Below are 13,195 nucleotides of genomic sequence, written 5' to 3'. Positions count from 1 at the left end.
CTGATTGCCGTAAAAAAAGAAGACACAGAAACGGCAAGGCGCCGATAGAAATTGCCGGCGCAGACATTACAGGAATCGATTGCTTAAAGTTGTAAAATAGCAGTCGCAAAAGGGGACGCTACCTAACCTTAGCCCCTTGACAATTACCCATAGATAATATAAGGTAAGGCAATAAGACCTAATACTTGCTTTTTTGTAAATAATAGGGCATAATAGATAAATAGAGGCTAACTCTTGACAAGTTTTTTAAGATATGTTATAATAGAGGTGATTTAAAGATAGGTGTTTTTCGCTTATTTTATTTATTATATTTTAATTACATAAATACTTATGACAGCTAAAATAAAAATTGCTAGCTATGTTGGCTTGGTTGATTCTTTACTGGCTAATTTGCCGGATAGAGAACGCGAAGTTTTACAGCGCAGAAATGCATTGTCCGATATTGCCGAAGCTCATACCTTAGAGCAGATTGGCAATGATTTTAATATTACTCGCGAACGTGTCAGACAAATTGAAAGAGAAGGCTTAAAAAAGCTGTCTGCTTTAGATTATGAAAAAGCCAAACTGCCAATCAGTGATCTACAAATAGAAATTTCAGATTATTTGAAAGCGCATGGCGGCATAATGGCTGAAAACCATATTAAGGAAAAATTGCTGTCTGAGCAGAAATTAGATGAGGAAAGGGCATTAAATTTTATTTTAACTAATATCCTTGGCGCTAAATTCAATCGCCTTGATAATTCTAATGATTACCACATTATTTGGAAACTTGATAATATTGATTTAGATAAAACTCTAGAAATAGTCGTTGCTTTGAAAGATTTAATCAGTAAACATGGTAATCCATTACATTTAGAAGATTTAGAATCTAAATTCAAAGATCATGCTCATTACCAAACAATTGACCAGATGAGCGGTGATAATTTGGCTATTTTAGAAGCTTTATTGCGTTTGAGAAAGGATCTTGATAAAAACATTTTAGAACAGTGGGGCATGATAAATTGGAATACAATTACCCCGAAAAGAATGACTGATAAAGCATATTTAATCATGCTGCGTGAAGGCAAACCATTGCATTTTGCCCAAGTCGCTGATTTAATTAATCAGGCTGACTTTGATCGCAAGCAGGCTCATCCAGCCACTGTCCATAATGAATTGATATTAGATGACAAATATGTGCTAGTCGGCCGCGGTATTTATGCCTTGAAAGAATGGGGCTATAAAGAAGGCACTGTCGCGGACATTATTTCCCAGATTTTAAAGGCCAAAGGGCCGGTTACAAGAAATGAATTAGCAGACGAAGTTTTAAAGCAAAGAATGGTCCAAAAAACAACGATTACCCTGGCGTTGATGGATAAAGAACGTTTTGGCAGGTTGGCAGACGGCCGTTATGACCTAGTGAAATAAACAAAGAATTTTAATATATAAAAAGAAACCTCCAGCTTTGGCAGGTTTCTTTTTGTTTAACTAAATTTATAGCCTAAAGCTGTAAAATATTGTATAATAAAGATAAGCAAAACAATATGTTTGTGATTGATTTAAGTCCAATTATATCTTTCATTAGCCAATTTGTAAATCAAGTGGCTTATGATTTTACGACTGCGCCTACTGCCTATGCAGTGGTCTGGTTGTTTTTGTTTAAATACTGGGGTTGGCTGCTTATTGTATATGTATTTATAGTAGAATTAATTTTTCCGGAATATATGGATTATATCCAGAACAGGTGGTTTGCTCAAACGGTTAAAATGACTTATTTGGCTATAGATGTGCCAAAAATGAATGAGCAGAGCGTCCAAGCCATGGAAAATTTTTTTGACCATTTGCAAGGTGCTCATGCTACCATTAATAAATGGGAAAAATACATTGTTGGCGTTTTTCAGCTTAGCTTTTCGTGCGAAATTGTCAGCATTGAAGGCAATGTCCAGTTTATAATTAGAACTCCAAGCCACTGGAGAAATTTAGTGGAAGCAGCAGTATGGTCACAGTTTCCTGATGCTGAAATAACAGAAGTTGAAGATTATACTCATTCAGTGCCGCGTTGGTATCCTAATGATACCCATGATATTTGGGGCTGTGAATTTACGTTAAGTAATAAAAATGTTTACTTGCCGATTAAAACTTATACTAAATTTGAGCATAGATTTTCAGAGGTTTTTGTTGATCCCATGGCTGCGATGCTTGAAAATATGAGCCAGATTGGTCCAGGCGAACAGATGTGGCTGCAGATTCTAATTAGACCATTAGCTGTAGATTGGGGCAGAGAAGGCGGAGAAAAGGTTATAAATAAAATTTTAAAAATACCGCCGGAAGAGAAAAAAAAGGGCATTTTGGGAGGGATGGCTGAAATGGGGACAGGTATTGCCAGCGAATTTTCTAACCAGATACTCGGACCATCAACCGATGAAACTGGTAATAATAAAAAAGAGGATCAGCCCTTTCGCATGATGAATTTAACGCCTGGGCAAAAGGAACAGCTTGAACTAATTGAACGTAAAATTTCTAAATTAGCTTTTAATACAAAGATAAGATATATTTATGTCGCTGAAAAAGACAAGATGAATAAATCTTTAGGTGTTAATGGCATGGTTGGGGTAATTAAACAATGGTCAGATATGAATGCAAACAGCTTAAAACCAGACTTAAAACCTACTGGGACAAATGCGCCCCAGTATATTTTAATTGAATATAGGCGCAATACCAGAAGAAACTGGCTATTGGGCGGTTATATCTCAAGAGATGGGGTCATGGGCGATCCTGCCAAGCCTATGTGCAGTGAAGAATTGGCTTCTTTATGGCACTTCCCAAGCATGTATGTTAAATCGCCATTGCTTAGAAAAACTGAATTTAGAAAAGCAGCGGCGCCAGCTGATTTGCCGTTTGGTGTTGCCACTCAAGCCGCAAGGCCAAAGCAGGTGAGCGAGGTTATTGCTGAAAAGACCCAGGTTGTTCCATCGTTTGATTATGATAATGATACTTTTGAAATGCAGTTTGCCAAAGATAAGGAGGCGTTTAAAAAAGGCAGGCCAGCCAGAGAAGAAAAGCTTAAAGAGGTAGCCAAAGAAGATGCTGTTAGATTAGAGAAGATTAAAAAAACAGAGATGGAGGCAATAAAAGCTGATAAAAAAACTAAAGATAAAAATACAAAGAAATCGCCGCTGAAAGAGGCTGATAAAACTGAAGCAGAAAAATCATCCTTTGCTCCGGCCTCTGCCAAGACGAGTAAATCTTCTGCCTTTGCTAAGGCCGGGGCAGACAGGACTGAGGGCAAGGAAAAATCAGGGATTCCTGGGAATTTACCTTTTATAGATTAAAATATGTCAGAAGAAAGATTACAAATGCATAAGGCAATGCAAGCCGGAGTTACGCCATTTGCGGTGACCACTTTTAGAAATCGCGAAAGGGTTTTTGGCATTAAAATAGATGACCGCAGGCGCCATGTTTATGTAATTGGAAAAACCGGCATGGGCAAAACCACTTTGATTGAAAATATGGTTTATTCTGATATTATTGCCGGGCATGGCGTTTGTTATGTTGATCCTCATGGTGATACCGCAGAAAAAATGCTGGGTTGGATTCCTTCCAATCGTATTAATGATGTGATTTATTTTAATCCGTCTGATATTAATTTCCCCATTTCTTTCAATGTGCTGGAAAAAGTCGCGCCAGAATATCGGCACTTAATTTCTTCAGGCTTGATCGGGGTATTTAAAAAACAGTGGGCTGATTCTTGGGGGCCTCGTTTGGAATATATTTTGCGCAATGCTATTTTGGCTTTGTTAGAATATCCCGATAGCACCTTGCTCGGGATTAACCGCATTTTAGTAGATAAGGTTTATCGTAAAAAAGTAGTAGATAAAGTCCAGGATCCTGTGGTGCGCTCCTTTTGGCTGGATGAGTTTACTAAGTGGAATGATCGCGTTTTGCAAGAGGTTATTTCGCCTATTCAAAATAAGGTCGGCCAGTTTTTATCAACTGCTTTAATCAGAAATATTGTTGGACAGGTCAGATCATCAATTGACTTGCGCAAGGTCATGGATGAGGGGAAAATTTTAATTTTAAATTTATCTAAAGGCAGAATCGGCGAGGATGCTTCAGCTTTATTGGGCGCAATGATGGTTACTAAAATACAATTATCAGCCATGAGCCGTGTTGATATTCAAGAAGATATCAGAAAAGATTTTTACCTATATGTGGATGAATTTCAAAATTTTGCTACCGATTCTTTTGCCAATATTTTATCAGAAGCCCGCAAATACCGTTTAAACTTGATAATCGCCCACCAATATATTGAACAGCTGGGTGAAGTGGTTAAGCCTGCTGTTTTTGGCAATGTGGGCACCATTATTTGTTTTCGCGTGGGAGCAGAAGATGCTGAATTTTTGGAAAATGAATTTGCGCCAAATATTTTGCCAGAAGATTTAGTTAATTTGCCGAAATATAATTTTTATACAAAGTTGATGATTGATGGCGTAACCTCAGAGCCTTTTTCAGCCAAAGGCTTGCCCCCGGTTTATGGCGAATCTTTGGGTAATGAAGAAAAAGCTATTCGTGCCTCGCGTGAGCGCTATACTAAACCGCGTGATGTGGTAGAAGATAAAATAATGCGCTGGAGTTCTGGTAACAAAGCCGAGGCAAAATTAACTGACAAAGATAGGGAGTCAGGCGTCACAGTTGATGTTTTTGCCAAAAGACAGGAAGGTAGAAGAGAAGAACGGCCTATTGGCAAAAAAAATGAAGAAGAAATGTCAAAATCTTCAACCGGGCCAAAGTATCAGGCTCTTTGTTATAATTGCGGAAATGAAGTTGAGGTGCCATTTAAGCCTGATAATGTTAGGCCAGTTTATTGTAAGGATTGTTTGAAAAAAGCGCGTCGCGGTGACATTAAAATGTCCTCCTTCGCCAAGGCTTCGGAGGATATTAAAAAGGTTGAAAAGCCGCCCGTTTCTTTGGTTGAAATAAAAAAACAAACAGTGGATTTTGGGGGTAAGCCGATAAAAGAAGGGCAAAACGGGAGAAAGGAGCAAAAAGGGGAAGAAGGGCAACAAAAAGACGAGGCTTGGAAAAAGGAAATAGTTAAACCATGGGAAATTAAAGCTAATCCGACAGAGAAGCCAGATAAACCAGAAATTAAGAAAGATGAAAAAAAAGTTGAAAAACCAAGAGTCATGGCCGAGTCAAAGCCTGTAATTAAAGCAGAAATAAAACCAATGGCCAAGCCAAAAGAAATTTTCAAGCCAGAGATTAAGGCGTTGAAAGTCCAAGAAGTTAAAGCTGAACCGGCCAAGCCTATTTTAGAAAAGCCAGAGAAAGCTAAAATTGAGACCCCAAAGATTAAGGTGGAGATAAAACCCGTAGAAAAACCAAAAGAAATTAAAATGCCAGAAATTAAAAATGAGGCAATTAAGCCCTCCTTCGCCTCCACCTCCGCTACTTCCTACGCTTCAGCCGACGCTAAAGCTATGGCTGATAAAAAAGCTACGGAAGTCAGGAAAGCTATGGTGGATAAAAAGGCTAGGGAGGATATGGAAAAGAAGCCAACTCTTGAAAATAAAGTGGAAAAACCAAAAGAGCCAGTAAAAGAGTCGGAAATAAAAGTAGTTAAGCCAGAACTCACTATAGATAAAAGCAAGGAGGTTAAGAAGGAACCTGAAGTTAAAATTGTAAAGAAAGAGGAGCTGCCTAAAAAAGAAAAAATGCCGTCAGTTGACTTGCTGGGGGATGCAAAGAAAGTTAATGAAGGGGAGACAGTTGAATTGTGAAAAGGCTAAAGTCTAAATTTAAAATTTTAATTATTGGAAGAATAATTTAAAATTTAGTCATTTAATAATTGATTAAAAATTAAAAATTTATAATTTAAAATTAGACAAATGGTTTATTTGGGAGCAGATCACGCAGGATTTAAGCTCAAAGAACAAATTAAAAAATATTTTCAAACCCGAAAAATTAAATTTATTGATCTGGGTAATTTTAAATTGGATAAAAATGATGATTATCCAGAATTCGGTTATAAAGTTGCCAAGGCTGTGGCTAAAAATCCTCAAAATCGGGGGATTTTAATTTGTGGCAGTTCTTTTGGGGTTTGTATTGTAGCTAATAAAGTAAAAGGCGTGAGAGCTGTCTCTCTTGATAAAACCTATGATGCTGTTTTGTCACGCGAACATAATGATGCCAATGTCTTGTGCTTATCTGGCTGGAATTTAAAAAAAGATTTAGCTCAAAAAATTATTAAAACCTGGTTAAATACGCCTTTTTCAAGAGCGGCCAGGCATCAACGACGAGTGAGAAAAATTAAACTAATTGAGAATAAGGAATTTTCAGCCAGAGGCTGATCAGCCTTCGGCTGAAAATAATGGTTTTATATCCATGAAAAAAAAGATACAACTAGTTCCAACGTTATTAACTCAATCTTTTGCAGAATTTAAGTCAAAACTGGAAAAACTGGATGAGTATTTTGATTTAGTGCAAATTGACTGCGCAGATGGCGAATTTGTAAAAAATAAAACATTTTTCGATATTGATAAGATAAAAAGCTTAATTTTTAGCGCTGATTTAGAATTGCATTTAATGGTCAATGATCCGTTAAAAGTTATAAAAAAATGGCAAAATTTTAAAAAAGTTAAAAAAATATTTTTTCATTACGAGGCAGTTAAAAATGATAAAAAAATTTTGGGTCTGATTGATTATTTGAGAAAGCACAAAATTAAGGTTGGCTTGGCGGTTAATCCAGAAACTAAGTTTGAGATCTTTAAGAAATTTTTGCCAATTCTTGATTTGATTTTAATTTTAGGAGTTGAACCTGGGTGGGGCGGACAAAAATTTCAGCCTAAAGTTTTAAATAAAATTAAAGAGATTAGAAAAGCTTATCCTAAATTGGACATTGAAGTTGATGGAGGAGTTAATCTAGAAAATGCAGGGGAAATTATTAATGCAGGCGCAAATATTTTAGCCATGGGTGAAGCTTTGAGCCGGCCAAATGATATTAAACGAGCGCTGGCAAGTTTGAATAGAAAATAAGAATTATGATAATATTTTCCAATGATTATAGATCTAATTTTCTGGCTGATAAAGTTTCTACAGGTGGACCGGCCAGGTTTGCCAAAGAATTTTCAGATTACGCGATAAATAAGAAAAATATTTGGCAGGGGATTTCTCTTGTTGCCAGTGCAGATTCAAATATAAAAATTAAGCAGATAAAACGCAAAGGCAAATTTTTTTGGCTGGTGTCAATGGATCAAAAATTAATTAAGGCGGTTTGTGATGCAAAAACCAAAGTTGACCCAGGAAAGATTTTACAGCCCGTTATTGAGCAAATTCGCAGGATAATAAAAAAGTTTAAGCCCGACATCATTTTTCTTAATGGATTTTCTATTTTTAATTGGATAATTTTGAAGGCTGCTTTTGATGAAAATAAGAAAATCGTGATTCAGCATGCGGGAATTTTGGCCAAGGAAATAAATATCTATGCTGATTTTTTTTCACCCTGGGGTAGAAAATTACTGTTGCAAATGGAAAAAGATATTACTGATTCGGTGGCAGTTGAAATTTTTTTGAATGAGTTTAGCAAGCAGACTTATTTTAAACTTGTTCGCAAAGTGCCATCGGAAAAAGCTTTCGTGATTCCTTTGCCATTTTCCGGCAAAAAAAATATTCGGCCAAAGTTTAAAGCATTCAATAGTGATAAATCCTTAAAAATTGGAGCGATTGCCCGTTGGGACAGAATTAAAAATCATGAAGCAATTTTGAAACTGGCCAAGGCGTTAAGAAAAAACGGATTGCCATGGAAAATTTATTCCGTCACTAAAATACCGGAAACAGCCGTGAGATCTGATTTTAAAAAGCAGTACCGAAATTTGGTTGAAGTTATTGCGCCAATGGATTATAATCATATTATTAAATTTTTACAAAAAATGGACTTGTTAATTTTGCCCTCGCATTTTGATGTTTCGCCGAATGTAGTGATTGAAGCCGCGAATGAAGGAAAAATTACCTTAATATCGCCAAATGTCGGCTGGGTCAATGAATATCGTAGAAACCACTGCGCTGACTTGATTGTTGATTTTGCTAAGCCAAAAGCAGTAATCGGCAGAATTAAAAAAATTAGCAAGGCTGTTTCATTTGCTAAGATAAATAAAATGTTTTCAAATTTAAATAAAAAACATGATAAAAAATATATTTTTGATGCCTATTTGCAGCTCTTTAAAAATTAGCAGTTAATGAATTAATTTATTACTAAACTTATGAGAATAGCACAAGTAGCTTCAAATTTTTATGCGGTTTCGCCGAATTCAAATCGAGGCATTTATTCGCATGTTGCGTATTTGACTGATCATTTGGTTGACCATGGGCATCAGGTGAGCTTATATGCGGCCGGCAATTCTGTAACCAAGGCAAAATTGGAATATATTAATAAATATTCAGTCGCCAAAATGGCTATTTCCGATAATTTAAAAAGGAATTATTTGAATTTATTATTATCCAAATGTTATAAAAATAGCGATAATTTTGACATCATTCACGCTCATTTTACTCTGTTATCTTCTTTTTATTCCTATTTGGCGCATGTGCCGACTGTTCAATCAATCCATAGTCCGATTGACAGCGAAACAAAAAAGATCCTTAAATTTTTTAAAAATAATAATTACATCTCTTTTTCTCTTGCCCAGCGCAAATTGGCCCCTGAATTAAATTGGGTGGCTAATATTTATCATGGCTTGGATTTGAAAAAATTCGCTTTTAATCCCAACCCCAAAGATTATTTTTTGTATCTGGGCAGGATTACTGAAGAAAAAGGCGTGCATTTGGCAATTGAAGCAGCTAAAGGCGCTAATGTTAAACTTATTATTGCAGGTACAAGCTATTCGCAGGAAGGCTATTGGCATGAAAAAATTGAAAAAAATATTGACGGCGAAACTATTAAATATGTGGGCGAGGCTGGATTGGAAGAAAAAATTAAATATTTGAAAAATGCTAAGGCGGTATTATTTCCGACTCAATATAATGAATCTTTTGGCCTGGTAATGATTGAAGCCATGTCCTGTGGCACTCCCGTCATTGGCTGGCGAAACGGCGCTGTGCCGGAAGTTATATCCCATTGCCACTCCGGCTACATTGTTAAAAGCGTTGCTGATATGGTGAAGGCTATTAACAAGATTGATAAAATCAGCAGAGAAGAAACCAGAAAGCGGGCAGAGACTTATTTTAGCGTGGGGAAAATGGTTACCGGCTATGAAAAAGTATATGCCAAAATAATTGAAGAATATCATCAGAAGAATATTGAAAAAAATAATTAGTAATATTTAAATTTATGAAGTATTTGAGTAAAATTTTAATCGCTATATTTCTCCCAGTGGTTTTTGTTTTATTGCAATTTTTTAAAATATTATCCACTGACAGCTTGATATTAGCGGCTGTTGATTTTGTTAAAGACTGGATCGTTATTCTGTCATGGCCAGCATTAATCTTTATTATTGTGTGCTTTGTTTTTATAATTATTTATTTGATCCAGCAAAAAATTAAAGGTCAATTAAAAATTAATTATCATTTAATTGGTAAATGGTTTGCTGGTGTAGTTCTGGGCCTAATCATTCTATTCATTATTATAAAAGGTTGGATTTTTTTACTTTTTTTGGCCCAAATTCCATTGCTAATAGTTCTAGCTGTCTTAGCTGTAATATATATATTAACTGGCAAGCCAAAAATAAATTTTTCTCAAAAAATTGCCTTAGGACTAATTTTTTTTACTATTGACTTTGTCTCCTTATCTTTATTAGCTAAAATATTACAGAATACACATTTTACTGCATCAGCGAATTTTATAACATATGAAAGTGTATTGGCCATTGTTTTGCCTTTAAGCATCTTTTGCCTGCTCGGCTTGATACCATTGAGTATTTATTTATTATTTAAAAAAGGTTCTGAAATTATTTCAATAAAATTTTACGCGATTTTATTTGTAATTTTAATTATATTATTCACTCTGTTAACCTTACTTTCAAATAATATTGAAATAAAATTTTTTTTTAGCAAATTTTAAAGTTGAGACATACGAAGCATATGTATGCAATTTGTCTTCAGATAATCTTCAGCCCCAAGGGTCTAAACAAGAAGAGCCGTCATGTTATAAACAATTTTATAAAGGAGTTCCGAGTAAAGTTGTCTGCGATTATGTTGGTGGAAAATATGAGAGATATTCAAGCGCCTGGGGTGTGGATCATTGGTCTAATTGTTTAGTGCAACCTAAATAGTAAATGTTATTTTCTAGAAATAAAGATGAAGAAATATAAATATATGAATAAAATAAAAAATGTTAATAAATTCGCCAGAATTTTTGCAGTTATTTTATTATTTGTTGGTATTGTTTATTTTCTTGCTACTATTTATTTGATAATAAAGTATGATGTTTTTATAAATTATTTTCCAGCATTATTTGAAATGATTATTGAATCAATAGCAATTGTTATTTATTGTTTTATAGGAGGAATTTTTTTGTACAGATTAAGAAATTGGGCTCTATACTTTGTAATTATTCCGGCTTTATTTTTATTCTTTTGGGAAATTTTTAAAATTATATTTTTGTTTCTTTACGGTTATTATGAAGAAATATCATTATTAAACGGTATATTTATAACTAAATTTATTTTTGGCATCTGCAGTATTTATCTTTTTAGAAATAGAGAGTATTTTAATAAAAATGAAAAAATATAACCTAGCACAACTTAAGAAAATGGCCAATACTTTGCGTCAAGATGTGATTAAAATGCTGGTTGAGGCAGGGAGTGGCCATACAGCGGGTCCTTTAGGCATGGCTGATGTTTTTAGCGCTTTATATTTTAATGTTTTAAATCATGACCCGAAAAAGCTGCTGTGGGACAAAAGAGATCGTTTGATTTTATCATGTGGCCATATTTGCCCAATTAGATATGCTGCCATGGCTAGGGCTGGTTATTTCCCTTTGTCTTGGTTAAAAACCTTGCGTAAATTAGGGTCTAAACTACAAGGCCATCCTTCATATCTTGATCTGCCAGCTTTAGAAAGTTCTTCAGGCCCACTTGGTCAAGGAGTTTCAGTGGCAGTGGGTAAGGCCTTGGCTGCGAAAATGAATAAACAAAAACATTTTATTTATTGCGTAACTAGTGACGGAGAACATGATGAAGGCGAAACCTGGGAAGCAATCATGACAGCTGCCAAATACAAATTGGATAATTTAATTTTTATTTTAGACCGCAATATGATTCAGATTGACGGGTTTACTGAAAAAATAATGCCCTTGACTCATTTGCATCAAAAATATTTAGCTTTTAAATGGCATGTGCAGCAAATTGATGGCAATAATATGAAAGAAATTTTGGCTGCCTTAATTAAGGCAAAAAAAACAAAAGGTAAGCCAAAAGTTATAATCGCCCACACAATTCCCGGCAAAGGCGTGAGTTTTATGGAAAATGATTATAACTGGCACGGGAAAGCTCCATCAAAAATTGAGGCAGAAAAAGCACTTGAGGAATTGAGCCGTTAGGTCTATATTGCTTGTGTTTAATTTTTAATTATAAATTTTTAATTTTTAATCAATGATCTAATGATTAAATGATTAATTTTTAGTAAATGATTTAATGTCTAAATTTTAAAATTATAACATTAGAAATTATTTTAAAATTATAAATTAAAAATTAGTAATTAGTACAGTATCCAATGATCAAATCACAAATAACAAAACAGCCAGAATTAAAGGCTTGCCGAGATGGGTTGGGCACGGCGCTTTTGGTTTTGGGTAAAAAGAATAAAAATGTGGTAGTTGTCAGCGCTGATTTAGCTGAATCAACTCGTTGTCTTGAATTTGGGAAAAAATATCAAAGTCGATTTATTGAAGTTGGTGTCGCTGAACAAAATATGGCAGGAGTCGCAGCTGGTTTGGCTTTGGAAGGGAAAATTCCTTTCATCTGTTCATTTGCGGTCTTTTCACCTGGCACAAATTGGGAACAAATTCGCCTTTCAGTTTGCTATAATAATGCCAATGTTAAAATAGTCAGTTCTCATGCTGGTTTAAATGTTGGCGAAGATGGTGCCACTCATCAGGCTTTAGAGGATATAGCTTTAATGCGAGTTTTACCCAATATGATTGTAATTGCACCTTGTGATTATGAGGAAACAAAAAAAGCAGTTTTGGCAGCTGCAAAATTCAAAGGTCCTGTTTATATTCGCTATGGCAGGGACAAAAGTCCTGTCATTACAAATAAAAATTCAAAATTTAAAATCAGCCACGCAGAAATTTTGCGCGCTGGAAAAGATATTACAATTATTGCTTGCGGTGCCTTGGTTTATGATGCTCTCTTGGTTGCTGATGAATTAGCTAAACAGAAAATTAGCGCAGAAGTGATTAATTGCCATACAATTAAACCAATTGATAAGCAGACAATCATTAAGTCAGCTAAAAAGACAAATCGGGTCGTGACAATTGAAGATCATCAGGTAAATGGGGGATTAGGCAGCGCAGTGGCAGAAGTTTTGGCGCAAAATTATCCAGTAGCCATGAAAATAATTGGTATGCCTGATAAATTTGGGGAATCGGGAACGGGAAAAGAACTTTTGGATAAATATGGTTTGAACACTAAAGGAATAATTGAGGCAGTAAGAAAATTACTTAAATAGGATAACGGAACCACTGATTTGATTCACTGATTGCACAGATTTAAGAACCATTGATTCTGCTCACAGATACTATAAATTATAATTTGCATTTAAAAATTTTGTATGGAAGAGTTTTTATACGAAGATTTGACGGAGAAGATTATTGGGATTTCATTTAAAGTTTATAACGAATTGGGGTTTGGTTATCGGGAAAAGGTTTATCATCGGGCATATGCGGAAGAATTTAAAGATCAAGGGATAAGTTTTAAAAGTGAATTTCCTGTAAGAATTTTCTATCTCGATAGATTAATTGGCAAGTATTATATGGATTTTGTTGTAGAGGGTAAAGTGGTGGTAGAATTAAAGATAGCTAATGATTTTTATACAAAAGACGTAAAACAAGTTTTGAGCTATTTGAAAGCTAATAATTTAAGATTAGGTTTGTTGATAATATTTAATAAGGATGGAGTAAAAGTAAAAAGAATAATAAATTAATATTATTCCAGACTGTGGATTATTTATTTTATCAGTGTAATCAGTGAGTATAAATCTGTGTTTCATAGAATTCTAATTA

The 13,195-nt window shown here is 34.8% G+C and carries 12 protein-coding genes; all 12 read left to right on the top strand.

Annotated features, from left to right (window positions below):
• The first annotated feature begins 330 nt into the window (after positions 1-330).
• Positions 331-1,407, top strand: coding sequence for a sigma factor-like helix-turn-helix DNA-binding protein (locus tag WC460_05960; protein ID MFA5188880.1), 1,077 nt, complete (start codon positions 331-333; stop codon positions 1,405-1,407).
• A 116-nt stretch (positions 1,408-1,523) separates the two neighbouring features.
• Positions 1,524-3,311 carry a hypothetical protein gene (locus WC460_05955; GenBank protein MFA5188879.1) on the top strand — a complete coding sequence of 596 codons (1,788 nt, stop codon included), beginning with the start codon at positions 1,524-1,526 and terminating at the stop codon, positions 3,309-3,311.
• Between the two features lie 3 nt (positions 3,312-3,314).
• Positions 3,315-5,759: a CxxC-x17-CxxC domain-containing protein gene (locus WC460_05950; GenBank protein ID MFA5188878.1), complete on the top strand. Its 2,445-nt coding sequence runs from the start codon at positions 3,315-3,317 to the stop codon at positions 5,757-5,759.
• A 108-nt stretch (positions 5,760-5,867) separates the two neighbouring features.
• Entirely contained in the window at positions 5,868-6,329 is a 462-nt protein-coding gene (rpiB, locus tag WC460_05945; protein MFA5188877.1) for a ribose 5-phosphate isomerase B, read from the top strand.
• Complete coding sequence (locus WC460_05940) at positions 6,298-7,014, top strand: ribulose-phosphate 3-epimerase (GenBank protein MFA5188876.1); 717 nt, start codon at positions 6,298-6,300, stop codon at positions 7,012-7,014. Before rpiB ends, WC460_05940 begins: the two co-directional genes overlap by 32 nt.
• A 5-nt stretch (positions 7,015-7,019) precedes the next feature.
• Entirely contained in the window at positions 7,020-8,207 is a 1,188-nt protein-coding gene (locus tag WC460_05935) for a glycosyltransferase family 4 protein (GenBank protein ID MFA5188875.1), read from the top strand.
• Between the two features lie 30 nt (positions 8,208-8,237).
• Positions 8,238-9,290: a glycosyltransferase family 4 protein gene (locus WC460_05930; protein MFA5188874.1), complete on the top strand. Its 1,053-nt coding sequence runs from the start codon at positions 8,238-8,240 to the stop codon at positions 9,288-9,290.
• Between the two features lie 14 nt (positions 9,291-9,304).
• A complete protein-coding gene (locus WC460_05925) occupies positions 9,305-10,033 on the top strand; it encodes a hypothetical protein (GenBank protein ID MFA5188873.1) in 729 nt (242 codons plus the stop codon).
• A 254-nt stretch (positions 10,034-10,287) separates the two neighbouring features.
• A complete protein-coding gene (locus tag WC460_05920) occupies positions 10,288-10,704 on the top strand; it encodes a hypothetical protein (protein ID MFA5188872.1) in 417 nt (138 codons plus the stop codon).
• Positions 10,691-11,512: a transketolase gene (locus WC460_05915; GenBank protein ID MFA5188871.1), complete on the top strand. Its 822-nt coding sequence runs from the start codon at positions 10,691-10,693 to the stop codon at positions 11,510-11,512. Before WC460_05920 ends, WC460_05915 begins: the two co-directional genes overlap by 14 nt.
• Before the next feature lie 173 nt (positions 11,513-11,685).
• Positions 11,686-12,642, top strand: a complete 957-nt coding sequence (locus WC460_05910; protein MFA5188870.1) for a transketolase family protein — start codon at positions 11,686-11,688, stop codon at positions 12,640-12,642.
• A 102-nt stretch (positions 12,643-12,744) separates the two neighbouring features.
• Positions 12,745-13,116, top strand: coding sequence for a GxxExxY protein (locus WC460_05905; GenBank protein ID MFA5188869.1), 372 nt, complete (start codon positions 12,745-12,747; stop codon positions 13,114-13,116).
• Positions 13,117-13,195: the final 79 nt, after the last annotated feature.

The organism is Patescibacteria group bacterium (assembly GCA_041651155.1).
In the GTDB taxonomy this organism is placed as follows: domain Bacteria; phylum Patescibacteriota; class Patescibacteriia; order CAIXNZ01; family CAIXNZ01; genus JAPLYF01.
The sequence above is the reverse complement of the archived record's forward strand: the minus strand, read 5'-3'. Positions and strand labels throughout refer to the sequence as shown.